General features: G+C 40.4%; 38 protein-coding genes. 10 read left to right on the top strand and 28 right to left on the bottom strand.

Going from position 1 to position 22,793, the window contains the following annotated elements; genetic code table 11:
• Positions 1–84: 84 nt before the first annotated feature.
• The 6 genes from ACIQ0H_RS04865 to ACIQ0H_RS04840 all read right to left on the bottom strand — a co-directional run bounded on the left by ACIQ0H_RS04865 (position 85) and on the right by ACIQ0H_RS04840 (position 2,141).
• On the bottom strand, positions 85–489 hold the full coding sequence (locus ACIQ0H_RS04865) for a hypothetical protein (RefSeq protein ID WP_403411696.1): 405 nt from the start codon (positions 487–489) through the stop codon (positions 85–87).
• A 135-nt stretch (positions 490–624) separates the two neighbouring features.
• The gene (locus ACIQ0H_RS04860; RefSeq protein ID WP_403411693.1) at positions 625–1,131 is read right to left on the bottom strand and encodes a hypothetical protein; all 507 of its coding nucleotides are present in this window, start codon (positions 1,129–1,131) and stop codon (positions 625–627) included.
• Positions 1,128–1,325 (bottom strand): XtrA/YqaO family protein, encoded by a 198-nt coding sequence (locus ACIQ0H_RS04855; protein WP_403411690.1) that lies wholly within the window; start codon positions 1,323–1,325, stop codon positions 1,128–1,130. Before ACIQ0H_RS04855 ends, ACIQ0H_RS04860 begins: the two co-directional genes overlap by 4 nt.
• Positions 1,326–1,385: 60 nt before the next feature.
• A complete protein-coding gene (locus ACIQ0H_RS04850; RefSeq protein WP_403411687.1) occupies positions 1,386–1,616 on the bottom strand; it encodes a helix-turn-helix domain containing protein in 231 nt (76 codons plus the stop codon).
• Complete coding sequence (locus tag ACIQ0H_RS04845; RefSeq protein WP_403411684.1) at positions 1,613–1,903, bottom strand: hypothetical protein; 291 nt, start codon at positions 1,901–1,903, stop codon at positions 1,613–1,615. Before ACIQ0H_RS04845 ends, ACIQ0H_RS04850 begins: the two co-directional genes overlap by 4 nt.
• A gap of 1 nt (position 1,904) precedes the next feature.
• A complete protein-coding gene (locus ACIQ0H_RS04840) occupies positions 1,905–2,141 on the bottom strand; it encodes a hypothetical protein (protein WP_403411681.1) in 237 nt (78 codons plus the stop codon).
• A 188-nt stretch (positions 2,142–2,329) separates the two neighbouring features.
• Here ACIQ0H_RS04840 and ACIQ0H_RS04835 point away from each other — a divergent pair, with 188 nt between their 5' ends.
• The 3 genes from ACIQ0H_RS04835 (at position 2,330) to ACIQ0H_RS04825 (ending at position 3,968) form a co-directional block, all read left to right on the top strand.
• Positions 2,330–2,734, top strand: a complete 405-nt coding sequence (locus tag ACIQ0H_RS04835; protein ID WP_403411679.1) for a VOC family protein — start codon at positions 2,330–2,332, stop codon at positions 2,732–2,734.
• A gap of 372 nt (positions 2,735–3,106) precedes the next feature.
• Positions 3,107–3,247 (top strand): hypothetical protein, encoded by a 141-nt coding sequence (locus ACIQ0H_RS04830; RefSeq protein WP_403411676.1) that lies wholly within the window; start codon positions 3,107–3,109, stop codon positions 3,245–3,247.
• Positions 3,248–3,491: 244 nt separating this feature from the next.
• Positions 3,492–3,968 carry a GNAT family N-acetyltransferase gene (locus tag ACIQ0H_RS04825; RefSeq protein ID WP_403411673.1) on the top strand — a complete coding sequence of 159 codons (477 nt, stop codon included), beginning with the start codon at positions 3,492–3,494 and terminating at the stop codon, positions 3,966–3,968.
• A gap of 261 nt (positions 3,969–4,229) precedes the next feature.
• Here ACIQ0H_RS04825 and ACIQ0H_RS04820 read toward each other — a convergent pair whose 3' ends face one another.
• From ACIQ0H_RS04820 to ACIQ0H_RS04755, 14 genes are all read right to left on the bottom strand, one after another.
• On the bottom strand, positions 4,230–4,649 hold the full coding sequence (locus ACIQ0H_RS04820) for a RusA family crossover junction endodeoxyribonuclease (RefSeq protein ID WP_403411671.1): 420 nt from the start codon (positions 4,647–4,649) through the stop codon (positions 4,230–4,232).
• Positions 4,646–4,810: a DUF6011 domain-containing protein gene (locus tag ACIQ0H_RS04815; RefSeq protein WP_403411669.1), complete on the bottom strand. Its 165-nt coding sequence runs from the start codon at positions 4,808–4,810 to the stop codon at positions 4,646–4,648. The genes ACIQ0H_RS04820 and ACIQ0H_RS04815 overlap by 4 nt, the downstream gene beginning before the upstream one ends.
• 171 nt (positions 4,811–4,981) lie before the next feature.
• On the bottom strand, positions 4,982–5,173 hold the full coding sequence (locus ACIQ0H_RS04810) for a hypothetical protein (protein WP_403411667.1): 192 nt from the start codon (positions 5,171–5,173) through the stop codon (positions 4,982–4,984).
• An 11-nt stretch (positions 5,174–5,184) separates the two neighbouring features.
• The gene (locus tag ACIQ0H_RS04805) at positions 5,185–5,988 is read right to left on the bottom strand and encodes an ATP-binding protein (protein ID WP_403411664.1); all 804 of its coding nucleotides are present in this window, start codon (positions 5,986–5,988) and stop codon (positions 5,185–5,187) included.
• 9 nt (positions 5,989–5,997) lie between these two features.
• Positions 5,998–6,828 (bottom strand): GntR family transcriptional regulator, encoded by an 831-nt coding sequence (locus tag ACIQ0H_RS04800; RefSeq protein ID WP_403411661.1) that lies wholly within the window; start codon positions 6,826–6,828, stop codon positions 5,998–6,000.
• Between the two features lie 28 nt (positions 6,829–6,856).
• A complete protein-coding gene (locus ACIQ0H_RS04795) occupies positions 6,857–7,648 on the bottom strand; it encodes a PD-(D/E)XK nuclease-like domain-containing protein (protein WP_403411658.1) in 792 nt (263 codons plus the stop codon).
• Positions 7,623–8,483: a hypothetical protein gene (locus tag ACIQ0H_RS04790; protein ID WP_403411656.1), complete on the bottom strand. Its 861-nt coding sequence runs from the start codon at positions 8,481–8,483 to the stop codon at positions 7,623–7,625. Before ACIQ0H_RS04790 ends, ACIQ0H_RS04795 begins: the two co-directional genes overlap by 26 nt.
• A gap of 77 nt (positions 8,484–8,560) precedes the next feature.
• Positions 8,561–8,770: a hypothetical protein gene (locus ACIQ0H_RS04785; RefSeq protein ID WP_403411653.1), complete on the bottom strand. Its 210-nt coding sequence runs from the start codon at positions 8,768–8,770 to the stop codon at positions 8,561–8,563.
• Positions 8,767–8,913 (bottom strand): hypothetical protein, encoded by a 147-nt coding sequence (locus tag ACIQ0H_RS04780; protein WP_403411650.1) that lies wholly within the window; start codon positions 8,911–8,913, stop codon positions 8,767–8,769. Before ACIQ0H_RS04780 ends, ACIQ0H_RS04785 begins: the two co-directional genes overlap by 4 nt.
• 256 nt (positions 8,914–9,169) lie before the next feature.
• Positions 9,170–9,334 carry a hypothetical protein gene (locus tag ACIQ0H_RS04775; RefSeq protein WP_403411648.1) on the bottom strand — a complete coding sequence of 55 codons (165 nt, stop codon included), beginning with the start codon at positions 9,332–9,334 and terminating at the stop codon, positions 9,170–9,172.
• Positions 9,335–9,343: 9 nt separating this feature from the next.
• Entirely contained in the window at positions 9,344–9,619 is a 276-nt protein-coding gene (locus ACIQ0H_RS04770) for a helix-turn-helix domain-containing protein (RefSeq protein ID WP_403411645.1), read from the bottom strand.
• A gap of 160 nt (positions 9,620–9,779) precedes the next feature.
• On the bottom strand, positions 9,780–10,499 hold the full coding sequence (locus ACIQ0H_RS04765; RefSeq protein ID WP_403411642.1) for an ORF6C domain-containing protein: 720 nt from the start codon (positions 10,497–10,499) through the stop codon (positions 9,780–9,782).
• Positions 10,500–10,523: 24 nt separating this feature from the next.
• Entirely contained in the window at positions 10,524–10,814 is a 291-nt protein-coding gene (locus ACIQ0H_RS04760) for a helix-turn-helix transcriptional regulator (protein ID WP_403411639.1), read from the bottom strand.
• A 139-nt stretch (positions 10,815–10,953) separates the two neighbouring features.
• Positions 10,954–11,187, bottom strand: coding sequence for a helix-turn-helix transcriptional regulator (locus ACIQ0H_RS04755; protein ID WP_403411636.1), 234 nt, complete (start codon positions 11,185–11,187; stop codon positions 10,954–10,956).
• Between the two features lie 155 nt (positions 11,188–11,342).
• Between ACIQ0H_RS04755 and ACIQ0H_RS04750 the strand changes: the two genes are divergently transcribed.
• The 3 genes from ACIQ0H_RS04750 (at position 11,343) to ACIQ0H_RS04740 (ending at position 13,475) form a co-directional block, all read left to right on the top strand.
• Positions 11,343–11,696 (top strand): helix-turn-helix domain-containing protein, encoded by a 354-nt coding sequence (locus ACIQ0H_RS04750; protein ID WP_403411633.1) that lies wholly within the window; start codon positions 11,343–11,345, stop codon positions 11,694–11,696.
• A 106-nt stretch (positions 11,697–11,802) separates the two neighbouring features.
• Positions 11,803–12,294 carry an ImmA/IrrE family metallo-endopeptidase gene (locus tag ACIQ0H_RS04745; protein ID WP_403411630.1) on the top strand — a complete coding sequence of 164 codons (492 nt, stop codon included), beginning with the start codon at positions 11,803–11,805 and terminating at the stop codon, positions 12,292–12,294.
• Positions 12,295–12,320: 26 nt separating this feature from the next.
• Complete coding sequence (locus ACIQ0H_RS04740; RefSeq protein WP_403411627.1) at positions 12,321–13,475, top strand: tyrosine-type recombinase/integrase; 1,155 nt, start codon at positions 12,321–12,323, stop codon at positions 13,473–13,475.
• A 170-nt stretch (positions 13,476–13,645) separates the two neighbouring features.
• Here ACIQ0H_RS04740 and comGB read toward each other — a convergent pair whose 3' ends face one another.
• Both comGB and comGA read right to left on the bottom strand, forming a co-directional pair.
• Positions 13,646–14,689: a competence type IV pilus assembly protein ComGB gene (gene comGB, locus ACIQ0H_RS04735; protein WP_403411624.1), complete on the bottom strand. Its 1,044-nt coding sequence runs from the start codon at positions 14,687–14,689 to the stop codon at positions 13,646–13,648.
• Positions 14,682–15,689: a competence type IV pilus ATPase ComGA gene (comGA, locus tag ACIQ0H_RS04730; RefSeq protein ID WP_403411621.1), complete on the bottom strand. Its 1,008-nt coding sequence runs from the start codon at positions 15,687–15,689 to the stop codon at positions 14,682–14,684. The genes comGB and comGA overlap by 8 nt, the downstream gene beginning before the upstream one ends.
• 298 nt (positions 15,690–15,987) lie before the next feature.
• On the opposite strand from comGA, the gene ACIQ0H_RS04725 reads away from it, so the two are divergent.
• A complete protein-coding gene (locus ACIQ0H_RS04725; RefSeq protein ID WP_403411618.1) occupies positions 15,988–16,227 on the top strand; it encodes a DUF2626 family protein in 240 nt (79 codons plus the stop codon).
• 85 nt (positions 16,228–16,312) lie between these two features.
• On the opposite strand, the gene ACIQ0H_RS04720 is transcribed toward ACIQ0H_RS04725, so the two are convergent.
• Complete coding sequence (locus ACIQ0H_RS04720) at positions 16,313–16,951, bottom strand: MBL fold metallo-hydrolase (RefSeq protein WP_403411616.1); 639 nt, start codon at positions 16,949–16,951, stop codon at positions 16,313–16,315.
• Between the two features lie 376 nt (positions 16,952–17,327).
• Here ACIQ0H_RS04720 and ACIQ0H_RS04715 point away from each other — a divergent pair, with 376 nt between their 5' ends.
• A complete protein-coding gene (locus ACIQ0H_RS04715) occupies positions 17,328–17,504 on the top strand; it encodes a DUF2759 domain-containing protein (RefSeq protein ID WP_403411613.1) in 177 nt (58 codons plus the stop codon).
• A 109-nt stretch (positions 17,505–17,613) separates the two neighbouring features.
• On the opposite strand, the gene ACIQ0H_RS04710 is transcribed toward ACIQ0H_RS04715, so the two are convergent.
• From ACIQ0H_RS04710 to rpmG, 5 genes are all read right to left on the bottom strand, one after another.
• Positions 17,614–18,711 (bottom strand): YqgU-like beta propeller domain-containing protein, encoded by a 1,098-nt coding sequence (locus ACIQ0H_RS04710; RefSeq protein WP_403411610.1) that lies wholly within the window; start codon positions 18,709–18,711, stop codon positions 17,614–17,616.
• Between the two features lie 65 nt (positions 18,712–18,776).
• Positions 18,777–20,684, bottom strand: a complete 1,908-nt coding sequence (locus ACIQ0H_RS04705) for an LTA synthase family protein (protein ID WP_403411607.1) — start codon at positions 20,682–20,684, stop codon at positions 18,777–18,779.
• Positions 20,685–20,836: 152 nt separating this feature from the next.
• Complete coding sequence (locus ACIQ0H_RS04700; protein WP_403411604.1) at positions 20,837–21,022, bottom strand: YqgQ family protein; 186 nt, start codon at positions 21,020–21,022, stop codon at positions 20,837–20,839.
• Positions 21,023–21,024: 2 nt separating this feature from the next.
• On the bottom strand, positions 21,025–21,600 hold the full coding sequence (locus ACIQ0H_RS04695; protein WP_403411601.1) for a 5-formyltetrahydrofolate cyclo-ligase: 576 nt from the start codon (positions 21,598–21,600) through the stop codon (positions 21,025–21,027).
• A gap of 64 nt (positions 21,601–21,664) precedes the next feature.
• Positions 21,665–21,814 (bottom strand): 50S ribosomal protein L33, encoded by a 150-nt coding sequence (rpmG, locus tag ACIQ0H_RS04690; RefSeq protein ID WP_067403526.1) that lies wholly within the window; start codon positions 21,812–21,814, stop codon positions 21,665–21,667.
• A 166-nt stretch (positions 21,815–21,980) separates the two neighbouring features.
• On the opposite strand from rpmG, the gene ACIQ0H_RS04685 reads away from it, so the two are divergent.
• Positions 21,981–22,349, top strand: a complete 369-nt coding sequence (locus tag ACIQ0H_RS04685) for a hypothetical protein (protein WP_403411598.1) — start codon at positions 21,981–21,983, stop codon at positions 22,347–22,349.
• Complete coding sequence (locus ACIQ0H_RS04680; RefSeq protein ID WP_403411596.1) at positions 22,346–22,792, top strand: hypothetical protein; 447 nt, start codon at positions 22,346–22,348, stop codon at positions 22,790–22,792. The genes ACIQ0H_RS04685 and ACIQ0H_RS04680 overlap by 4 nt, the downstream gene beginning before the upstream one ends.
• Position 22,793 lies beyond the last annotated feature (1 nt).

Genomic DNA, 22,793 nt, shown 5'->3' with positions numbered 1-22,793 from the left:
ACCAAAGGACAACAATTGACACAGCGCAATGCTGTAATCAATCGTTGTCCTCTGGTTGGCCAGGGGGACTATATCTTCAGAATACTAATACTTCTTATTTTGGTTAAAATCAAAGTCCGGCAATTTATATGGATTCACTTTTATATCTATTTCAGACTCCAAGATTGGTGGATTTAATTCTTTGTATCGATCAAACACTTTTTGTTCTAGAGGTGTTAGTGTCTTTTTCATTTTTTTAATATAAAGCTTGGTAAAAACCTTACTTTCAATAAAATCATTTTTCAGCATCTTTTTAAATTCTTTATTACTTTTTGCTAATTTTAGTGCATTAAATACTCTTTGCATTGTATGAGTAATGCCTTTCCGTGAAGCGTTAGCAATCTTTTTCAGAATCAGGTTAAATAGATTAATTACTATGCCCCCTGCTAATGAAATGAATATCCAATCCAATATTGTTAAATCAGAAAACTTTAATAAATATTCTTTCAACACTCTTCCCTCCGCATCCTACGAACTTCCCCCTGATGCATTACAACCCTATATTTCCCATGTTATATAAGGACAACAAATGACACAGTGCAATGCTGTAATCATCGTTGTCCTCTGGTTGGTCAGGGGGGACTTTTATATATTCCTAAAATATGAATGTGTTAAATACATATCATTTTTCGGTCGCATATTTTCAAACTTCAATTGAGGAGAATTACATTTAAACTGATTTCCTAAAAAATCAATACCTGTTATCTGAATTATTCCCTCTGTATATCCTCGAAATCCTTTATAATCTATTTTTATAGGAACTATAATTTTATAGTCACCGTACGTTTTCTCATCCCCTCGAGTCTTAATGGGTTGCATTCCCATTAAGCCGTTGTACGAAATTTCTATATCTCTATTAGTGAAACTTACACTTTCGATTATAAAGAAATTTTCTTTTTCATTCACCAAGATTAGATGATCGTTATTTGTTGGCAGCTTATCAATTCGGAATACAGGTTTATGGGAAAATTCCCATTGCTGTTTTTGTAAGTCTACCTGCCCAGCCATATTCTTTACGGATTGATAAGACACGAACACTCCAGATAACGCGATCAACGCTGTTATTACTAATATCCACTCAGACGCACTCAAAATTCCTCTCCCTCTTCCCTCCGCATCCGTTTGATCTTCCCCTGATGCGTCACAATCCTGTATTCCCCGTGCTCCGGCAATTCCCTCACTTTCGCAACCCCATCCGAAATCACCACAACACAGTTCAATGGTAGTTCCATTATACCAATTCCCAACAATAATGCATCCGTATTAAAAGTAATATCTTTGTTCACCAGGACCCCTCCTATGTGGTATACTTTGCTTGTCTAGGGCAGGAGGAATCCTGTCTTCTTTTATTGCCCCAAAACCCCTCTTGGCCGTTGTTTAACCAAACCCTGTTCCGCTTGATCCATAATCAGCAGCGCAACACTTCTTTGATTGCAATGCAGTTCCTTCGCCATTTCTGAAATCCCTACGCCTTCATTCCACAACAGTCGGAATCGCATCAGTTCACTTTCGCGCCAGACCCACTTGACTTCTATATCTTCAAACAGCACGTACTTAACTTCTTGTGCAGCTATCATTTAGGTTGCTCCAATGCTTGATGGGCTGTTCTTCCGCAATCGATTAGAACAGTCTGTTGAAAATATCCTTTTGCATATATCTCTTGATCCGCATAAAACTCCAAAGCTCCACGTAATCGTCTGTTTTCATGTACCGCACTTACCCATTCATGTTGAAGACTTTTGAAATTCAGCTCAAACTCCTGCGCCCGTTCAGCTTGTTCGATAAGAAAACTAATATCGCTCGGCCATACATCACCAGTTGAGTTGAAATGCTTTCGTATCCTTTCCGCATTCGTTTCACTCATCCTAACCCCTCCTCAATTCACTCTGTCTAAATATCCCAACCCGATTGCACTTAGCAAACAGCACCTCATACTGTTGACCGCGCAATCCCTTTATGACCCGCCCTCGAACTCCTTGAAACTCTTTCAGATAGTAATAGTCCTCGACTTCTTTTTCAGTCACATTGACCACGACTTCGACTGTGTTTCCAATCTCGAAAGTTGTTGTTGGCACATCAAATATGGTTAGTTGCTGCACCATTGGTATCACTCCTTTTTACTACTCCTAATGGTCGGAATGTGTAGTAGGACTTAATTCTTCCTCGAACTTTTCTTCTGTTTATGATCAGTAAAAATAGTTTAAATTATAGTAAATAGGTATTTGTTTTAAAAAAAATATTGGTATAATCGTTTTAAAAACAAATTTTTCATAGAAAAGAGGAAGTTTTCATGGTAGAAAGTTTTGTACATCATTTGTGCATCCAAACCAATACATATATAGAAACGTTAAAATTTTATACTGAAAGATTAGGTTTTAAGGTAGTACAAGAATCACCCGATTTCCATGGGCGTAATTTCAACACATGGATACAATTAGGAGACTTTTATATTGAATTGCAAACTGGAAAACAAGATGAAATACTTTGCGATGGAAACGCAAATTCACAAGGCCTAACGCATTTTTGTTTATGGGTTGAAGATTTAAACACAGAGGTAGCACGTCTACGGGAACTTGGCACCGAATTCTTAATGAAGAACAATGAATTCATTTACTATGTCGAGAATGGTAGCTTATGCAAAATAAAAGCTCCTGAAGGAACCATTGTAGAACTTCGTGACAATAAGGGCATTTAAATACCTAACAGGTCCCCTAACGACACAAAATCTGTCTAGTACGACATAAGACAGCACGATAAGTGAAAATTTGCATATGCTATTGAATAGTTTATATTTTCCCTCATCTCCAACTTTTTGTGTTTTTCCGTTTGAGACCTTCTGTTATGAAGGTCTTTTTTCTGTTTACTTGAGTTATAGTGTGGTCGAACCGCGAATTAATCTTCCACAACTACCCAATCTGAATCTAAATGAAGAGTTCGGTCATTTTTGCGCGCTGCTTAGTTCTAACTCATACATCGAATTTTGTCGTAATTTTTGGTCAAAATTATATACCCATCCACTTCCATTGATGTTAAAATTTTGTTCACAATCAGTAAAGGGGTGAATAACATGAAAAAGAAGTTTACACTAGTCGTATCTGCTGTATGTCTTGCAATACTCTTAGTAGGACCAAACTCAGCATCTGCAGGTGGTCTTGGTGGTGGTCCTTGGCCAGGATGTGGTAATAAGCCTTGTTATGACAACCTATAAAGACTTACTATTTTTAATTATCTGTCGCAAAAACTGCCAAAGTCTAATTGGCAGTTTTTTTAGTGCGCTTTTTGGTCGAACTGTGTACTATTTTCTAAACAATTTATAACCACATCTACAACGTTTAATGGTGCTGTAATAAATGTGCATATTTTATTAATGGGGCAAATTATCAGAACGAAATCTGGAATTTAATGATATAATATCCATTCTGTAAATTTAGATAATGAAGGAGGAACCCTACATGATTACTCTCAGAAAAATCACATTAGAAAACCGGCGTGCCATATTTAATTTGGAAGTTTCAGAAGACCAACGTCGCTTCGTTGCGTCCAATCTATCAAGCGTGGCTTCGTGTTACGTCCTTGCAACCAATGAGGGACACCCATTTCCGTTTGCTATTTATTCGAATGAGCAGCCGGTTGGATTTGTTATGCTGACCTATGGAATCACCGGATACGAACTCCCATCAATCGAAGACGACGGCTATTGCATCGTGCGACTGATGATTGACAGGCAATACCAGAACCAAGGATACGGTCGAGAAGCTATGAAAAAAATCTTGGAATTTATCCGTACCTTTCCGGCCGGCCCCGCAAATTACTGCTGGACATCTTATGAGGCCAATAACGTCGTCGCCAAAAAGCTCTATGAAAGCTTCGGCTTCCGTGACAACGGTGAAATCTTCCACAACGAGCCAATAACCGTATTGCAACTCTAGTTTGTTGCCACTCCATGAAAGAAGAATCGTTAAATTTCTCAATTTCTGCGTTCTTATGATTTAACTAGCGGGTGCGATTTTTGCGAGAAATGAGTTTTCATTTCTCTCTCACCCTCCTTACTTCACATTTTGTGTCTACTCCGTACTAAAACAAATCCATCAACCCGCCCCTTTTCCCACACTTCCTGCAGCAGTCTCCCAATTTCTTGACCTTATGCTTGCAGATATGCCGTTTCAAAATCTTGAACATCATCCACCCCATTAGTATTTGATACAAACAACCACTTTCGGCGACAAACTATAAAACTTCCTAACCGTTAGATCCACCACTTGGCTATCGTCCTGCCAAATGACCTTTGTAAGTCCGTCCTTCACGCCCTTAACGTAGTTATCAACGTCAGGTTTAGTTGTTGGCCTTAATTCCCCAGATGCAATGAGTGCCTGTTTAGGCTTAGTTTGCAGGTTCTTCGGTGTCGGACGATAAACATCCACACATAACCGTATCGGGCCTGTAATCAATTCCTTAGGAGCGTGCTGCATAGCTACCAATCTGACAAACTGCTTGAAGTCCTTAGACTTAATCGGATCATAGAGAACCGTTTTTCCGCTAAATGACTTACCTGCCCGAGGTCTAGCTTGCGCGACTGGCTCACCTGGTATTTCGAATAATATCTTTCTCATGCACTCAATCTCTCCTGCTCAACAACCTGGTCAATCGTAATTTGAATCCTTTCAAACTCCGCATCTGCTTCCGCTTGTTTCACCTTGCAGACTGGCCCGTACTCATCATCAATCGACTTCTGTGTTTTCAATTTCCTGCCACACCTTCCGCATGCATTCATTGCTCGTCCCTCCTCAACAGATCCCTTAACGCCTTATCAAAGCACTTGTAACAAAGATATTTACCGCGTTGCCTAACTGGATTGCTACACTCAACACAATTCTTCGGCATGCTCACCCCTCCTAGTTTTTAACGTCCACACGATCTACATTGCATCTATGTGCTACGACACTCACGCCGCAACCTCCCTTTCTGACAATGATTCTTCAAGTAGTCTCACAGCACCCTCCGGCGTCGTCCCTGTCGCTTTACGTAGATCGTTGAGCAATGAGTCGAATTGTCGTTCTAGACGCTTGTCCTTACTTCCAGTGGCGTTCCATGCGCCGACAGTGAGGATTAGTTTGTTGATGATGTCTACTGTCATTCCGATTCCCCCTAAAATGTTTTCTTCCTGTAATCCCTGCCATTCATCCGAATCACGTCTGTGTTATCCATGATTCGCGAGAAGTTCCTGGCATTCACCTTACTTTCAAGTTCCGCGCTAGAAAGATTAGTCGTGTAAATAGTGTGTTTGCCAGATCGACTGTCGATGACTTCAAACAACTTCGTCCACGTCCAGTTGTCCGCTCCGTTTCGCATATTCGTGTATTCTGTCCCGAGGTCATCAAGGACCAGGAGGTCGACTGTCGCAATATAGTTCAGCAAATCATTTTCTGAAAAGCTCGCCTTAGCGTTGTACGTCTCCTTGATTTTCGTTAGCAGCTTAGGAACTGACAGGAAAAGTGCCGTATGCCCTTTCTCTATCAATTTCTTTGCTACAGAGAACGAAAGATGGCTTTTACCAGTGCCGTAAGTTCCGGTTAGCAGCAGGTTCTTCCCTTCCTGCGGATCAAACATCCAAGCGTATTCGACAAGTAACCTCTTAGCAGTTTCAAGTTCTTGCGTAGGTGGGATATAACTTTCAAAAGTCGCTTTCAGCAGTGATTGATTGACCAATGAATTCTGGTCGAACACGTCCTTAGCGCGATTCATCTTGGCTTTGCGCTCGTTTTCAATGACCCGTAACTCAATTTTCTTGTCACCGCATTTGCACCCAAGTAGGAATTGCTCAACCATCCCCTTGTTAGGCCCACCCATAATTGGCATTTCAGTCAACTTCACTCTTTCGCCACAGTCACATTTGTATTCTTCCAAAATGATAGGAGCCGGAAAGTTTTCAAGTACCTTTGCGTAGTTCATGACACCCTCCTAAAATCCGTAGTCATATTTGTGTTCGTGTTCAATTTTCTTCGGTGGTTCGAAGCGATGAACGTTGCTTGGCAGTTTAGGTTTGTTCATTTTCATAACCAACGCATCGTATCTACTTCTTAACTTCGCAGGCGACAAGACATTACTCATTTCGAAATCATCCTGCTGAACCCAACGAATTAATGCACCGATTTCTTTCTTGTCTCGTTTATCAAGTTCGATCAACTTACGGATATCATCAGACCATTTCTGGAGATTAGGTTCTTTGTGATTCGAATTGTTTTTCAATATCTCTTTGTAAAAGAAGTCTGCAAGAATGTAAGGTGGTGAATCTTCGTCGTAAACTCGTTTATGACTACTCTTTAATTCTTTATTATTCTTAATACATTCTTTATCATTCTTCTTTATATCCGCTCGCTGTTCCCTAGCTTCTCCGCTCACTGTTCCTTTGCTGTTACCCTCTCCGTTTTCAACTTGGTACAAATCCCAATTTGACACGGTTACTAGTGTGTATTGTCTGTTACCCCTACCACGGTCAATCTCGATCATCTGCTGTTTTTCTAACCATGCTAAAATGGTAGAAACTGTCTTGGGGTTTGGCTCTTTCCACGCAAGACCTTCGTAATATCCGACCCCTTGAGCGATACTTCTGACGGACGTTAAATGCTGCCCCGGTTTAATAGAGAAGAAATTTCCGTCTTCCATCGGGATTTTATTAGGCGAATGATTCACTTTGTATTTCAGATATTGCCAAACCCTGTGATAAAGAGGGGGCATCATCCAAATGTCGCTTCTCAACTCTGATCTAAAATCTTTTATAAAGCCGCCCATTCTTCCACCCCCTCGATTTATTAGTTAGTTAAACCAATTCCCCAATTTCAATCGTGTCTTTCAGCTGTTTCGTCTTCCTGCAGTAAGCACACTTCTCACACCGTGTAGGTTCTACTTCGCCCGCTTTCAATGCCGCAAACTGATCTATCTTGTGTTCTACATAATCAAGTTCGAACTGGAATCTCGTATCATCGAAGTGCAGCACCGCTTTATCTGGTGGATCTTCTTTCGTTACCGCCACCACATAAGGCGAGTAATAGCTTCCTGTATTCGCTTGGATAATTTCACGGTACATAGCCATCTGTAGCACGTAATCCCATGCTTCAATGAAGGAAACATACTTCTGGTACTTGTCCGACCAATAACGTTGCGAAAGGCTTCTGGTAGTCTTTAAATCAGTGAATGTATTACGAGTGTGATTAATAGAATCGATTTTCGCTTTCCACTTAACTCCGAAAAGTTCGGCAGTGAGGATAATTTCTTTCTCGCCATCCATTGCGAACATAGCAAACTTGTCATTTTTGACAGTTCCGATCATGGCATCAGCGGTTATGAAGTCGGCATATTTATTACCACTTCTATTGAAGATTTCATCAGTATTTTCAGCAGTAAACTTTTCGAATTCGTGATCACTCTCAAACGCCGCATGCGTGTACGATCCGACGACTAACGCTTTACCGAATGATTCTTCATGCTCGCCTTTCAACTTGGCTACAGCCTTCGCTTGGCACTCCACGAACCCTTTGAATTGGGAGACCGAGAAATACTCTCGGTCCGCTTCAAGTGAGAAGTAATTACTTTGGTTCAGTTCCAGCGACATTCACCTTCACCTCGTCCTGTTTCGGTTGTTCATCTGTTTTGAACGATTCAGCCAATCCACTAGACTGCTTTTTCTTCACGTCTCTATCGAACCAATCTTCCGGCTTGCTCATACCGTCCTTAATAGAAGTAAAGATATTGATTAGCTCCACATAGTCGTATTCAGTGAAGGATTCGGCGTTATAACCGAACTTCGTTTCGACCATTTCCTGCGTAATGCGGTGTTGTTCTTTAAACGCCTTTAATGCGTTTGCTATGCGGTCTTTCAATGGGCCTTCATTGTTCCCTTGTAGAGTTCTCTCGCACTCTGAAACAGCTTTGTCTACGATGTCCCCAGGGATAATTCCGAGCACACAAGCACGAACGCGACGAGCTCCGCTACTTGCAACCAATTCGTAGATGTCTCGAGGATCCGTGAGCTTTTGTAATTTCCCTTTCGCTTGTCGGCTATGCTTCACCGTGAACACTTTTTCTTGTCTAACATTCGTTTCTAAGTCCCATGCATAAGCCATGGCGACTGATTCACCTTCGCGTTGTTCGAGTTCCTTTATTCCGAATGCGAGGTTGCCCCAGTTTTGAGCTAGCACCTCAGCCAATCTAATTGACGGACCAATTACTTTCGTTCCCGCTCGTGGATACTGATACATCGCTACTTGAGCAAGTGATGGTCGTTTGCAAGAATCCAAGATCCGTTGTTCCGCTTGGAATATGTTGCGAGGGAATTGTTTGGCCATGAATATCTGACCCTTTACCTCTTCCATCTCTCTCGATGCCGTAGCCTGTCCAATTACTCCTGGTTGTTGACTGTTCTGAAATTGCGATGATAGTTCATTCATGTATATTTCCTCCCGATTTGTGATATAGTAGTTTCAAAGATATTTTTCGTGAGGGCCACTTTGCTGAGTGGCCTTTTTTATTGTCCTGCGTAACTCCATTCAGCCAATCCGATTTTCTCCAAATACTCACCAAGGCAAGTCGGGCCACAAAACAACTCACTGGCATGAAGGATAGAAAGTTCATCCTTGTGTATTTCCTCGCCGCAACACTTACATTTCGTGTATACGACTGGTTCGCCGAACGGGTATCCAGTTTCGATTGTTCGTTCAATCGTTGGATGCATCATAGTTTTTCACCTCTTTCAATAGCGTCTGATACTTCTTTGTTGCACATGTCGCAAAGTGTGGGTTGACCTGACTCTGTGCCTGTAAAGCAACCACACGACTCGCAATAGACGCCTTGTGAGACTAACTTTGCGTATTCATCCATTTGATTCACCCCTTTTCGAACGTTTCCACCGTGTACCGATATAAAACGCGATACATTGCGACAAGAGGATCATCAAAACGTCAACTTTATCTGCTAGTGTTAGCATGTCATCACCCTTTCTGATGGTTGAATCCCATCAACCAGCTCAGGACACAGGGAGGTGATCCCGAACTGATTGATAGGAGCCAAAGCTCCTTCAATGTGTTATAATGTAGTTATCTACTATCGATAAGTTCTCGCCGACTGATCTTGACCATCAGTTGGCTTTTTTTATTTCTTGTAATACTTTCAATGAACGAAGTGCATCTTCTGTACGTTTAACCGCTAAATATACGTCACCCACTTTCAGCTTTTTGAATGCTGCCCTCAAACACATTTCCGCTACAAAGCGTTCGTGTTCTGCTCCTATGAATACGTCCATGATTTCCTCCTAATAAATGAATTTGATAAAGCCGATAACGCCACTCATGCTGTTTAGTACATTCGATAATATCGTTAGGCCGTCCATACCCGCAATGAAGGCTACTAGTACATCCGGCGACTGTGTTAACGTGGCCCACTTTTGAAATGTCGACATCGACGGTTCCTTCGAACCCCGTTCAAACTTCGATACATCGGACTGGTTTATGAATAGCTGCTCAGCTAACTCTGCCTGACTTAATCCTGCCCGCTCACGACATGCTTTCAATATTGATCCGTAACTCATTTTCTTTTCCCCTTCCTTATATTCCAGATTGGAATAGGGAATCTAGTAATCTCGTTGTATAGTTAAGTTGTAAGTGAGACCCCTCCTTACAACTGCTCAAACCCTCGATTTACAAACTCCCAAATTCCGTTTCTAAGGGGCATGGCCACCCCTCTCCGTTTTACTCTACTAACCTCAAATGTTGCTGATTGTTCAATCGCTTGATTTCAAGCCGTAAAGCCGTGTCCGGCGACCATTCTTGGATGTAGATAAGCGATTCCTCGAATTGACCTTTTGGCAACTCTCCGTATCTAGGGATTTCAAAGTATTTCTTGAAGTCCCTCCAAAATTGAGAGAATGCCTTTTTACCGATTTCTTTATATGCAGGTGATTCAATGCCACCTAAACATTGCATTACCTTCCCTCGGGCATTTGCTCCTATTCGTTGTTCTTGCGCTCCGTTAACTCGCATGTGATTTTTCAAATACTTAACTTCGGTTTCGACGGTATCCAAACGTTCTTCTTGTTGAAGTGCTGTTTGTAAAAGTAGTTTTGTGTTGCTTGGTTGTGTTTCTATTATTTTGTAATACTCGTCCACTAACATTTCGTAAGCGTCCCAAGCTTGATCAGTGTTAAGTGACTTAGCATGCAGCCATGCACCTTTTTCCGTCCAAAGGTATAAAACTGACGTATATTTAAGGCTGTCGTCAATTTGACGTGACCCTTTAAACTCCCTTAATTCGTTGCCAGATAAAGCATAGTAGTGCTTACCTTGTTCATATCGCTCGGAGTTGCGTTGAAAATTTCTATTGATAATTTTGTTATCTGTACCAAACGATTCAGCAAGTTGGGATGTTGTCAAAACTCGTTGGTTGTTCTGTTCAATAATTGATAAACTCATACGTTGTCGCCCTCCCGTCTTTTGTTAACTGCCAAAGTTGTAGACCAAATCGTAATTACTTCTACTCTTAATCCATTCAAGCAACTGATCCGTGACGATTTTTGCATGACCAAAATCATGAGTGACTGGGAATCCTTGAATTTTAGATGCACGATATATTGTCGTATAGCTAACGCTCAACAAATCCGCTGCATCTTGTAACGATAGTAAGATTGGCAGATGACGTTCTCGCAACGCTTCACCAACTGCTTGTCTTACCGCTTCGTTGATCACTTCCTGCAAGTCTTTTGCGTTTACTAGAGTGATTTCTGACATTTTCACACCCCTCTCTCTCCTTCACGCCCACCAAACTGAATTTGAATCTCGGCTCTTTAACTCTGTTTATCGCTCCCCTATTTGGGTCGTGGCGCAGGTGGCTATTCAAATGCAGTTCGCTGGGCGTGAGTACATATTTTTAAACAACTTCCGTTCTTGTTGTATGAGTTTCTTGTACTTCATTATCAAATAAAAAGAAGATATCCTCTTCTAAAATTCGAGATATTCGAAGTGCAGTTTCCAAAGGTGGGGATATATAACCGTTTTCCCAATTGGCTACTGACTGCTTACCTTTGTATCCAAGCAATTTTGCCAGCTGTTCTTGAGTTAATCTTTTTTTCTCACGAGATTTTACTAGATTAATATTTTTCATATCGTCACCTCCGTTGTATGAACAACTTGTACCTTCAGTATACATACAAGATTCTTGTACGTCAACAATAAATACAAATATCTTGTACTTTTATTTATTTCTAATTCGTATGATGTACAATATCCTTGTACACGTGGATATTAGGGGGAGTTTCAGTGTTATCCCAAAGGATGAAATACGCTAGAAAAAAATCTAAACTTACACAAGAAGAACTTGCTGCAAAGGTAAATACAACAAAAAGCACTATCAGTAATTACGAAAATGGGCACAGCACCCCATCGAATGACATGCTAATACTTTTATCTGATGCACTTGATATTACAATTGACTATTTATTAGGTAAAACAGATAACCCTAGTTCAGTAGATAAAGAAGAGAAAGAGTTCGAAGCGTTCGTAAACGATCCTGAACTTGGTCGTTGGTACAAAGAGTTGCCGGAAAGCGATGAAGAAGACCTTCGAAAACTTCGACAAATGTGGGAAATCATTAAAAGTGATAAAAGAAACTAACTAATACCCTTTATAAACGAATTTCGTAAAAACCCTATCTAAATTGGTGGGGTATTATTTTAACTAAATAACCAAACAAACATTCCCATCTAGAGGTGACACCATGATGAATTATAGCCATTTGGAAGATTACGTGAAGAATCTTTATACGAGCATAGGAATAAACAATCCTGAACAACTAAACAAAAATTCGATTGCCGTCAGACTAGGGATTACTTTATATGCTTTTAACGGTACGAGTGAAGGTGTTTATTCGAACGGCCGGCAATATATATTTTTAAATCGAAATTTGACTCGAAGAGGACAGTGGCAAGAGTTTGGTCACGAGTTATGTCACATTTTAAGACATGCCGGTAACCAAAAGAAGATGCCTCGAACTTTTATAGACTACCAAGAATGGCAAGCCGAAAATTTCGCATTACATTTTTGTATACCCACTTTTATGTTGATGCACTTGGAATTACCCAAAGATTTCTACCTGGCCGCACGCATGGTTCGAGAGACGTTTCACGTCACTTATGAATTCGCGGAAAAAAGATTGGATATGTGGAAACGGAAGGAGGTGTTTTCAACGAGATACGCTATGCCAATTAGATAAATTATTAATTGAGAGGAGAAATGAATATGTATTGTCGTGTACTCAAAAATGGCAAGTGGTCGTGTACAACTGATGCTACACCGAATCCCCTAACTGGACAGCGTAGGCAAGTAACACGCCGTGGAGATACGAAAAAAGAAGCTGTGCGCAGGGCACAACTTGCGGCTGACGAATTATCGAAAGAACGCCAAACGATGAAAAGGATCGTGCAGGAAGTTTATGACGAATGGTTGAACGTTTATAAAGAAACTGTTAAAGCGTCATCAGTAAAAACTAGAATGGTAGCAATTAAACCGTTTATCGACAAGCATGGCGCACATTTGATTAGTAAGTTACAGATAAACGATATACAAAAATTTTTAGTTGAGAGACGGGACACCGGCATATCACAGCATCATATTGCCGGGACTCGCACCACTTTGAATTTAATGTTTGATTTTGCAGTAAAAAACGACTATGTAGAAAAAAATATCGTGAAAGATACTGTGATACCAAAAGCTAACAAGAAATCCCGACTACTTGTGAACGCAAAGAAGAAATATCTTGAAAAAGATGAAATTCAAAACTTTTTAGCTGGTGTTAGGTCTTCCGGTAGAAGAAATGCTTATCCTGTGGCGCTCACGATGCTTTCTACAGGTTTGCGCATCGGCGAGGTGTTAGCGCTCACATGGAATGATATCGACTTGGAAAAGCGTGTGTTGGTGGTAAATAAGACGTTGTTTGAAAAAGGTGCTGAAGAAGGTGGATTTGAGTTTGCACCGCCTAAAACAGAGGATTCAAATCGTACTGTTTCATTTAATGAGGATTTAGCAGAAGAATTAAAGCGGATGAAGGTGCAATACAACAAAGAAAAGTTAATTGGCCTGCGTGATCCAAAGTCGGAGTTTCGTAATTTAGTGTTTGCAGGTAAATATCAACAACCAGTACGGGCTGTGACAATCGGTAGTGTGTTTAACACGATTTACAGGGCGTATGGCATCAACGATGTAAGTGGGACACATATATTACGGCACACACATATCACGATGCTAGTCGAAGCCGGTGTGGACTTGCCTGTCATTATGGAGAGAGTTGGACACTCGAACATAAACATCACTTTAGAAATTTACACACACGTCACAAAAAAGATGCAGCAACAAAGTGACGATAAAATTAATGAGTATTTCCGCCAATTTATCTAAAATGAAAATAAATGTGGTTTTTGTGTGGTTTTTCACTTCGCGCAACTCTCAATTAACTCGTGCTAACACTGTGGTTGCGCCCTTTCGGCTTTTCAACGTTTGAAATGATCATCATTTCTATTAAAGTAAACGCATGTTCATTTTTAATGAATTTCATCTAATCACTCCATTCATAACTTATTCATCATGCCGTAAACAGGTAATAGTAATGCCAGATAGGCAGCTAAAATACAAATTGCGATGATGCCGAAAAGTGCCGGCTGTAGCATAGCCAATGCCTTGGTCAACTTATCGTCAATCGCTTCCCCCAGATGCTCGCTGTAAATCAACAACTCTTTCGATAGATGGCCACTTTCTGCTCCGTGCTTGGCAAAAGCCGCCAATTGATTTGTTAGTCCCTCCGTCATCTGGCTAGCCGAATGGAACGATTCTCCAAAAACGACTTGTCGTTTCACGTTTTTTGCAATTTCACTGAGTACAACATCCAGTTGTTGATCTATCAAAACATCAAGCGCATTTTGCATTGAAAGCCCCGACTGTAACAAGCCGCCAATTTCACTTGCAAAATCACGTGTTTTCAACATTAAAAAGAAAGTCCCCACAACCGGGATTGCTGTCATGACACGAATTTTAGTATCTGGTTCAATTTTTTTATAGATGATGACACATACTACCGTTAGCAACGCAGATAGAATACCCATACCTATAACAATATCGGGAATCTTAGTCACCAAAGCCGGTAGGATTGATACAAAACTATTTGTTGATTCTTTCCTGGAAAACGCAAGCGCCTCCATGTTTGGCAAGAAAAAACGCCGATAAGCAACTAGTAACACGGTAATAAAAACGAATAAAACAATTGGATATGCGAGCAGACTTTTTAACTTTTTTTGTTTTTCTTCCTTCTTTCTTAAACGAGCCGCCATCCCTTTCAGGGCCAATGCAAGTCGACCATCCAGTTCAGCAATTGCGACAGGAAGAAGCACATTAGAAGAAAAGCCAAAACGACTCAAGATTTGCGTTACACCTAACCCTTCTTTAAAGTCATTGTTGATGTTCGTTAATACGGTCGTGTATTCTTTCATATGATGTGGTAATAACAGCGTGATACCTTCATGAAATGTGTATCCTTCCGTCAACAGCACAGAGAGTCTATCCAGAAATGCCGGCCGATTTAGAAGTACAACTTTTTTCTTAAACGGGATTTTACCCATCTTGCATCACACTTTGTCTAGCGTATTTCCGGATGAGCGACTCCACTTTTAGATCCTCCGGAACGACTACTCTTTCTCCCTTCATAACCGAGTCGGTCATGCGATCGAGCATGTCGCCTTGAATAATTTCAAATACTGCTCCCATCTGACCGGAAGTTGTTCGGATAAGCCGCTGTGCTGAAATACATACGATTGTTTGTCGCAATTCTTCGGCAGAAATACCAAAATCCATCATTCGGTAAAAACAGCCTGCTGGATCTTTAGCATGAACACTTGTAAGCACCAAATGGCCTGTCAATGCAGCTTGAATGGCAATCTTCGCCGTCTCCTTGTCCCGAATTTCCCCAATCATAATGACATCAGGAGAATGGCGTAGTATCGCTTTCAGACCGGCAGCATAAGTCATGCCAGATCGTTCATTTACCTGGACCTGCAGTAAATGGGAATGGTTGTTTTCAACAGGATCTTCCAATGTAATCACATGTCGCTCTAATTGATTCACGCAATGGGCTGTCATTGAGTAAATGGTTGTTGTTTTCCCACAGCCTGTGGGACCTGTGAGGATGACCAATCCTTGTTGCTCCTGTACAACTTGGCGCAATTTATGCGACCATTCTATTTCAATGCAAAGCTCATCAAGCGAAACAATTCGGTCATGCCTTTGAAGACGGATAACTACACTTTCTTTCATGCCAATGGAGGGAATCGTTGACACACGAAAAGAAAAATTATTACCTTGTATCTGTTTGTGAAAAGAACCACTTTGAGGTTTGCGCTTGTCGCTAATATCGAGTGAGGAAAGGAATTTGTAAAAGGAAATCATACGGCCCGCTAACTGCGGAGGTAACGTTCCCGACTGATGAAGTTTTGCATCTTTTTTGAACAATACATCATATCCATCTATCATGGGAACAAAATGAATATCGCTAGCTTCGTATTGAATCGCTGTCTCCAGGAGTTGAAAACTTTTCTTTTCGACAATGTTATCATTCCGAATCATTGCACACCCCTCTTTTTCAAGATGAAGACGAAAGACCACTTTCCATCTTAAGACACAGTATACGACTTGCTAGCCGCCATTGGAATACTTTCCCTTAAAGTTGAATTTTGCACTGCCAAAAGGGGCCAAATTCGCATTTCGACTTTATTTTTCAAAGCAAATCTCAAATTTATAGAAAGATTCTCCTAATACACTTCTTTGTCACAATGAAAGTACGATTGGAGTTTACATCTACAGCTGTTATCCTTTATAATGAATGGGAGCTTATTGTAATGTTTTATTAAGGAGGGACGCACACATGGATAATATGTTTAAATTAATGGGCTGGTGGACAGGCATCTTCGCAGTTATGTTCTTTATCGGAGATATGCTTACTCCCGCGCTTATTTTTGTTGCGAGCACGGTTTTCTTCTTACTACTTGGGTTTTTGAACCTTACAGAACGTATGTATATGTATATCTTCGGGGCATACCTAACTGTTTTCATGGTTGGATTCAGCTATTATACAACATTCATTCACGTACAAGGTATGCACTAAAAAGTACATACAAAAAAACAGCCTCAATTGGGGCTGTTTTTTTGTTTTCTGTTACAACCTTCCTTGCCGGTTACTAAGAAGGCAGTTAAAACCCATTCAAATATGGATTTGAATCTTTTTCATCCCCTGGTGTTGTTGCAGATTCATGACCAGGATAGATAATATAATCATCATCGAGTGTTAGTAATTTATTGTGAATGGAGTCAAGCAAGATACCGGTATTACCTCCTGGCAAGTCGGTTCTACCAATGCTTCGCTTAAATAATGTATCGCCAACAATCGCAAAACGGTCCTCCTCAAAAATGTAGGAAACACTTCCTGGGGAGTGACCGGGTGTATAGAGCACTTCAAAGCTAAATGGACCTACATTCATCAAACCTTCTTTTGAGATAAGATGATCCGGCTTTCGTATACGTACATCTTGCAACCCAGGGTATTTTGCAGAACCATTCAGCTTAGGATCCGACAACCACTCGCGCTCTTCCTCGTGAATATAAAGCGGAATGCCAAATCGATCCCGTATACTGTCAACAGCCCCGATATGATCAAAATGGGCATGTGTTAGCAGAATTGCGATTGGGGTCAATTCTTGGCTAACCACTTTACGAATAATACGCGAACTTTCTTCACCGGGATCGACTATAAGACAATTCCCTGCCTCATCCCGAACAATATAACAATTCGTCTGAATTGGCCCCAACGGATAAGTATTAATTTTTAACATCATTCCCACCTCCTTCAAAACATAATACGCAACATGAAATACGATTTCAAACATTCGTCACTTATTTACCTCGACAAAATTGATTGTAAACAGTACAATAGAGGAGGAATATTAATCAATTATACCTCGGCGTATCTGCATCCAAATTTTGAAATACGTTTGTACAATTAATCCCTTTCAAAATTTGTGACATCGGCCTGAGGCTAACAGTGAGGAATTGAACTTCATTCCTCTTCATTCAGCTTGGGAGTGAATCCCAACTGAATTGAATGGCTGTTTCGCATTCATCCCACAACCAATAGATGTGGGGGATTTCTGCTAAAGCAGGTGCAATCAGACTTGCACAGAAGTTCCTATTGAAAGGAGTGTCTTCCCAATGAACTTATTGATGGTTATTTTCGGACTGGTCGCAATTTTAGCGGTAGTTGGTACAGTTCAGGCGTTCAAAGAACGTAACATTTTAAGTATTGTATTCAATCTTGGAGCTGCAGTCGTTTTTGGAGGCTTTACAATTGCGACAGTTGTCTTCCAGGGGTATCCACCAGGTCTATAAGAAAAGCGAAAGCACCTATTCAAGGTGCTTTTTTCTTTGCCTAACAAAAAACAACATCCTTTATGAATAAACATACAAAGGATGTTATTTCACTTAATTTTATTTCATTTCATTTCAAATATTCTAGCCATTTACTACTTTCCTCAGTCTCAACATCGATAATTGTTACCAACGAAGTACCTGTTAAGCATTTTTGGCCTGATGGCGAACAGCGTAGGTAGCCTTCTACAACCTCTTCCCCAATCACCTTCTGTTGTCCTTCTCTTATCTGTAACAGCCTAAACTGGGAGGTCAACTCGTCTAGTTGACCGCCCGTTGCTGATGCACTCAGGTATACCGTATTGCTTGAAACCCATTCAACTTCAGGAATCACCCATTCCGAATAATTACTGACAGCAGGCAATGTCCATTCCGAGCGAGCTGTGCCATCCAATTCGGACAGTATGTAATACGCATCCCCTACATCATCTATACGCACTGTAAGTAATGAGTCGTTATATGTATCAAAATAAACAATCCCTGTTCTATCTAAATCCTCCCACTTCTCTGTTGACAGATCAAATGTAAGTAGCTTTCCACCATCCAATACATGGTCCTCTATATTGGCAACGACAATTTTTTCCCTACCAAACCATTTAGGAAAAGGATCATCGACTGGCAAAAGACCTAAATAAGATTCGGCACCATTATAAAGAAAAAGATCGAACGTCCAATCTTGATAAAATGCGGTGAGCAGAATGAGTGAAGGGTCTAAATCATTCCACTCAATTCCCAACTCAGTGGATGCAACTTCAATTTCATTCTGTACGACACCATCCGCCGACAATACTTTAATCGTAGCAGAAGTTGAGTCATCACTTGTATGTAGTAAAAGATAGTTTTTAGTGGGGTGGATGAGGACATCGATGATCATCGACTTTTCTTCGTACAGATTATCCGTTTCGCCTGTATGCACGTCAAAACTATTCACTTTATAAAAACCCTCATCTTTTTCAACATAAACAATCTTTGTATCCGTTAGCCAACCTGCCACAAAGTGAAATTTCGCAGGATCAACAGTAAGTATCTGACTCATTTCCTCATCAGTCTCGTCTGTGTGTTCGACAGGCTCATCATCTGGTACTATTTCGTCGTTATTATCCGTTTTCGCTGTACAGCCTGTTACAAGTAAGGCTGCTAAGCAAAAAGTGAACAATCTTTTTTTCACGATGCCACCCCCCTCACGTATTCATATGTAAAAAAAAGGCCGCACGGAAAGTTCCGTGCAGAACCTTATTGTTGTTGCTGGTAACCTTTCATCGGTGGAGTCTGCTCTAGTTCTTGCTCTTCTTTAAATCTGAGCAAATCTCCATTAATAATCATGTCAGAATAGTTCAGCTCGGTCGAAGTACGTTCGATAAACGGTTCGCATTCAGCCATTTCGATCTCATCACCCGTTTCACTATCATAACAGACATCCTGTGTGTAAACTGCTTTATCTGTTACAAAACGTCCGTCACGGAAAATGACAAATGGCTCATGATCCGGTGAGAAAATATCTGCACCCAATTGCATATCGTCTTTTGTATCGACGCCCATCAAGTGAAGAATGGTTGGTCTTAAGTCAATTTGCCCTGCTACTTCGTCAATCGTCTGCCCTTCACCGTAACCAGGAATATGAACGTAAAGTGGAACCCGTTGCAATTTCGCATTATCATAAGGTGTAATTTCCTTATCTAAATACATTCCCATCGCTTTGTTATGATTCTCAGAAATACCATAATGATCTCCATACATTACAATAATCGAGTTGTCATATAAACCACTAGCTTTTAAGTCTTCGAAAAGTACTTTTATTGCCTCATCCATATACCTTACCGTCTGGAAGTATTTATTTAACGTCTTCGAGTTTGAGGTGTATTCTGGAATCAGTTTATCTTCTTCATCCAAATCAAACGGATGATGGTTTGTCAATGTAATCAACCTTGAGTAGAACGGTTGCGGCATGTCTTTCATCAATTCAACCGATTGATTGAAGAACGGGATATCTTTCATTCCCCAGTTGACAGCCTCCCCTTCCCCAACTTTATAGCTTTCAAGATCGTAAAACTTATCAATTCCAAGCGCATTGTACATGATATCGCGGTTCCAAAAACTTCTGTTATTGGCATGCATCACATTTGTAAAATAGCCTTCTTGACCAAGTTGTTCCGCCATTGATTGGTATTTATTTCCGCTATGTGTGAAAAATACAGCACTACCGTTTCTTGGATACAACGAGTTTTCGAGAATAAATTCTGAATCCGATGTTTTCCCTAGTCCTGTCTGATGATAAAAATTAGGGAAGTAGAATGTATCTGGATCCTTCGATAGCTCATTTAAGAAGGGAGTAATCACATGCCCATCCATCTCTTCATTAATAACGAAGGATTGTAAGGATTCAAGTGAAATAGCAATAATATTACGCCCTTTTGCCACGCCGTACATTTCCGAGTCAGGAGCAGCGTAATTTGCATTAATATAGTTCCCCGCTTCTACCAATTCACTACCATCCGCAAGTGCACGTTGCGCGTGCGATTTGGATTGGATAAACAAATCATAAATATGATAGTTGTAAGTTCCAATATTTTTCACGAGCAGTTCTCTGTCAAAGCTTCGTGTTAATAATTGCGGTCTTTCCATTTCAGCAAGACCAAGATTCACCATCATAACAGTAGCCGTAACAACAAAATAAAGTTTACGTGCAATTTTTCCGCGCTGAACACTTCGTTGACCTTCCGGAATAAACCGAATGGCTAAGAAGACGATTAATACATCTGTGAAAAAGAATATATCTGTCAAGTGTAGATTGGCAGTCACCGAGGATGATAGATCTCCAAAGTTACTCGTTTGGAATAACACAGGCAATGTAATAAAATCATTGAAAAATCTATAAAACACTGCGTTACTGAACATAATGATCGAGGTAATTATACTCACTGACAGTAAGTATATATTACGTCTTTTTGTACTCTTCATGAATAGCGCAAGGCCATATACGAATAACAGGAAACTTAGTGGATTCAAAAAAAGAATGAATTCCTGCATCATATTATCGATTTTCATTTTAAAGCTAGTTAAATAACCGAAATATGTTGTAAGCCAAGTTGCGATAATTGCGATGATGAGTACGGAATGTTTGGGCCATACTATTTTCTTCATTCCATCTCTCCCTTTCAGTATAGTTACTACTATAAATTTGGTATTACATGCGTTTTTTAATCTGCACCCTATATTAGACGGTGTAGACAGAGAAAAGTTTCAAAAATAAATAAGTAAAGATGAAAAAAATGATAACAACAGGTCTATTCTCGCTACTTGGATGCTTCGTTCCGCAAAATCAGTACAGCTTGCAAATAATCTTCCTGCATCAATAAACCATTATCATATAGATCTTTTACTTCCGATTCTAACATGGCGATATCATCTTTCCGATCACCTGTGTAAACATAGATACCGAAACGTTTCAATAATTGAAGGACTCCAAAAAAATCTTTCATGCTCACTCCTCGTTTTCCTGGCAACTAATTACTTGTTCTACCGTGAAAATCTTGTTAATTGGCATATCATGATCTTCATTAGGGATGACATGACCCGTCTGGCATGGGAATGCTAATGATAGCGTCTCACCCTGATAATCAGTTAAGTAGCGATCGTAATACCCACCGCCAAAACCAATCCTGTACCCTTCGTTCGAAAAAACAACGCCCGGCACAATTTGCAAATCGATGACATCTTTTTCAACCGAAACCGTCTCTTCAATAATCGGCTCTAAAAGGTCCATATATACAGTTTCTAAATGATTATACGCCGTAATGATCCGAAAATCCATCCCGCGCGTTGCTCGCAGACATTTTGGTAGCGCAATCCGCTTTCCAGCTTGCCATGCAGCTTCGATGAGGGGGCGTGTATCCACTTCCGGGAACCGGGAAAGCGTTATGCCAATTGTATCAGCACGGCGGAATTCATCCGACGCAACAACACGATCCACAATCGCTCTGGACATATTTTTATATTCTGTTCGATCCATACTATTCAATATATCTAGCACTTGATTCCTTATTAACTTTTTAGTCATTTACATTCCCCTTTCGGTTCTGAAATGAAAAAACCAAAACCGGTGAAGGTTTTGGCCTGAGCGATTATTTCGTTTCACGGTGCAAAGTTTGTTTCTTTTCACGTGAGCAGTATTTTTTCATTTCAAGACGTTCCGGATTGTTACGCTTGTTTTTCTTTGAAATATAGTTGCGCTCACCGCATTCTGTGCAAGCAAGTGTAATATTTACGCGCATTATTGTCCCTCCCACTCATCAGGAATATAAATTTTTTATGAGCATGATTTATACGACTTATCAAGTGTACCACATAAACCGTTTTTGTCTAGTAGAAAGTTTGAAATTTCCTTACCGAGCTAGGTATGCTAAAATAGGGACAATTGATTCATTAAGGAGCGTTGACATGGACATCACACTAATCCTCCTCATTATTGGACTGATAAGTATTGTGGCTTCCTTTTTCACAAAAAACTTTTCCACCAAATATGCAGATGAGTTAGAAAGAGTTTCTATAAGCCTTCACGAAGAAACCAGTAGTTTAAAAAAAAGAATTAAAGTTGTTGAGGAAGAATTAATGATCAGCAGCAATCAGTTGCCTTTAGGTAATAAAGGGAATCCAGTACCAAAAGTGAAACCTGTTCACGACATCATTGTCAATCAGATTCTATCCCTTCATTCCCAAGGCTATTCCATCAACGACATTGCAAAACGCTCTACATTATCAAAAGAAGATGTCATCACAGTGTTGCAGTCGAAAGGTGTGAGAGCATGATTCGTGAAGTATTGCGTATACTGGGCGTTGGCTGTATCCTCGCAAGTGGAATCCTTTATTTTACTAATGACGGAAGTGCTATTTCCGACACACAGGTAATAAAATTACAAGATGAGCTAGTCAACCTTAAAAGTGATCTTGCTAAAACAAAAGAGGAATTGGCAATTGCCCAAACAACTTCTTCAACAGAAGCAAAAGTCCCTAGAATGGACCAAAAAGAAGTAGAAAGCTTGACGGAACCTTTGCTGACAATTGAACCAGGTTCAAATTCCACAGTGGTTTCTGCATCATTGGAAAAACTAGGTATTATCAAAAACGCCGCTGAATTCGACGCCTATCTCGCCGACCACGCCTTGGCAGGTAAAATCCAAATTGGCGAATACAAAGTAGATACTTCCATGGATTTTGAATCGATTGCCAAAACAATCACAACAGGAAAATAGG

The organism is Sporosarcina sp. NPDC096371 (assembly GCF_044762865.1).
Taxonomy (GTDB): Bacteria; Bacillota; Bacilli; order Bacillales_A; family Planococcaceae; genus Sporosarcina.
This window is presented reverse-complemented; position numbering and strand designations above follow the sequence as displayed.

Bases quoted from the DNA above. Each gene is read 5' to 3' on its own strand.
- ACIQ0H_RS04850 (WP_403411687.1), bottom strand. From the start codon at position 1,616: ATGATAGCTGCACAAGAAGTTAAGTACGTGCTGTTTGAAGATATAGAA.
- ACIQ0H_RS04845 (WP_403411684.1), bottom strand. From the start codon at position 1,903: ATGAGTGAAACGAATGCGGAAAGGATACGAAAGCATTTCAACTCAACT.
- ACIQ0H_RS04840 (WP_403411681.1), bottom strand. From the start codon at position 2,141: ATGGTGCAGCAACTAACCATATTTGATGTGCCAACAACAACTTTCGAG.
- ACIQ0H_RS04835 (WP_403411679.1), top strand. From the start codon at position 2,330: ATGGTAGAAAGTTTTGTACATCATTTGTGCATCCAAACCAATACATAT.
- ACIQ0H_RS04830 (WP_403411676.1), top strand. From the start codon at position 3,107: ATGAAAAAGAAGTTTACACTAGTCGTATCTGCTGTATGTCTTGCAATA.
- ACIQ0H_RS04825 (WP_403411673.1), top strand. From the start codon at position 3,492: ATGATTACTCTCAGAAAAATCACATTAGAAAACCGGCGTGCCATATTT.
- ACIQ0H_RS04820 (WP_403411671.1), bottom strand. From the start codon at position 4,649: ATGAGAAAGATATTATTCGAAATACCAGGTGAGCCAGTCGCGCAAGCT.
- ACIQ0H_RS04815 (WP_403411669.1), bottom strand. From the start codon at position 4,810: ATGAATGCATGCGGAAGGTGTGGCAGGAAATTGAAAACACAGAAGTCG.
- ACIQ0H_RS04810 (WP_403411667.1), bottom strand. From the start codon at position 5,173: ATGACAGTAGACATCATCAACAAACTAATCCTCACTGTCGGCGCATGG.
- ACIQ0H_RS04805 (WP_403411664.1), bottom strand. From the start codon at position 5,988: ATGAACTACGCAAAGGTACTTGAAAACTTTCCGGCTCCTATCATTTTG.
- ACIQ0H_RS04800 (WP_403411661.1), bottom strand. From the start codon at position 6,828: ATGGGCGGCTTTATAAAAGATTTTAGATCAGAGTTGAGAAGCGACATT.
- ACIQ0H_RS04795 (WP_403411658.1), bottom strand. From the start codon at position 7,648: ATGTCGCTGGAACTGAACCAAAGTAATTACTTCTCACTTGAAGCGGAC.
- ACIQ0H_RS04790 (WP_403411656.1), bottom strand. From the start codon at position 8,483: ATGAATGAACTATCATCGCAATTTCAGAACAGTCAACAACCAGGAGTA.
- ACIQ0H_RS04785 (WP_403411653.1), bottom strand. From the start codon at position 8,770: ATGATGCATCCAACGATTGAACGAACAATCGAAACTGGATACCCGTTC.
- ACIQ0H_RS04780 (WP_403411650.1), bottom strand. From the start codon at position 8,913: ATGGATGAATACGCAAAGTTAGTCTCACAAGGCGTCTATTGCGAGTCG.
- ACIQ0H_RS04775 (WP_403411648.1), bottom strand. From the start codon at position 9,334: ATGGACGTATTCATAGGAGCAGAACACGAACGCTTTGTAGCGGAAATG.
- ACIQ0H_RS04770 (WP_403411645.1), bottom strand. From the start codon at position 9,619: ATGAGTTACGGATCAATATTGAAAGCATGTCGTGAGCGGGCAGGATTA.
- ACIQ0H_RS04765 (WP_403411642.1), bottom strand. From the start codon at position 10,499: ATGAGTTTATCAATTATTGAACAGAACAACCAACGAGTTTTGACAACA.
- ACIQ0H_RS04760 (WP_403411639.1), bottom strand. From the start codon at position 10,814: ATGTCAGAAATCACTCTAGTAAACGCAAAAGACTTGCAGGAAGTGATC.
- ACIQ0H_RS04755 (WP_403411636.1), bottom strand. From the start codon at position 11,187: ATGAAAAATATTAATCTAGTAAAATCTCGTGAGAAAAAAAGATTAACT.
- ACIQ0H_RS04745 (WP_403411630.1), top strand. From the start codon at position 11,803: ATGAATTATAGCCATTTGGAAGATTACGTGAAGAATCTTTATACGAGC.
- ACIQ0H_RS04740 (WP_403411627.1), top strand. From the start codon at position 12,321: ATGTATTGTCGTGTACTCAAAAATGGCAAGTGGTCGTGTACAACTGAT.
- comGB (WP_403411624.1), bottom strand. From the start codon at position 14,689: ATGGGTAAAATCCCGTTTAAGAAAAAAGTTGTACTTCTAAATCGGCCG.
- comGA (WP_403411621.1), bottom strand. From the start codon at position 15,689: ATGATTCGGAATGATAACATTGTCGAAAAGAAAAGTTTTCAACTCCTG.
- ACIQ0H_RS04725 (WP_403411618.1), top strand. From the start codon at position 15,988: ATGGATAATATGTTTAAATTAATGGGCTGGTGGACAGGCATCTTCGCA.
- ACIQ0H_RS04720 (WP_403411616.1), bottom strand. From the start codon at position 16,951: ATGTTAAAAATTAATACTTATCCGTTGGGGCCAATTCAGACGAATTGT.
- ACIQ0H_RS04715 (WP_403411613.1), top strand. From the start codon at position 17,328: ATGAACTTATTGATGGTTATTTTCGGACTGGTCGCAATTTTAGCGGTA.
- ACIQ0H_RS04705 (WP_403411607.1), bottom strand. From the start codon at position 20,684: ATGAAGAAAATAGTATGGCCCAAACATTCCGTACTCATCATCGCAATT.
- ACIQ0H_RS04700 (WP_403411604.1), bottom strand. From the start codon at position 21,022: ATGAAAGATTTTTTTGGAGTCCTTCAATTATTGAAACGTTTCGGTATC.
- ACIQ0H_RS04695 (WP_403411601.1), bottom strand. From the start codon at position 21,600: ATGACTAAAAAGTTAATAAGGAATCAAGTGCTAGATATATTGAATAGT.
- rpmG (WP_067403526.1), bottom strand. From the start codon at position 21,814: ATGCGCGTAAATATTACACTTGCTTGCACAGAATGCGGTGAGCGCAAC.
- ACIQ0H_RS04685 (WP_403411598.1), top strand. From the start codon at position 21,981: ATGGACATCACACTAATCCTCCTCATTATTGGACTGATAAGTATTGTG.
- ACIQ0H_RS04680 (WP_403411596.1), top strand. From the start codon at position 22,346: ATGATTCGTGAAGTATTGCGTATACTGGGCGTTGGCTGTATCCTCGCA.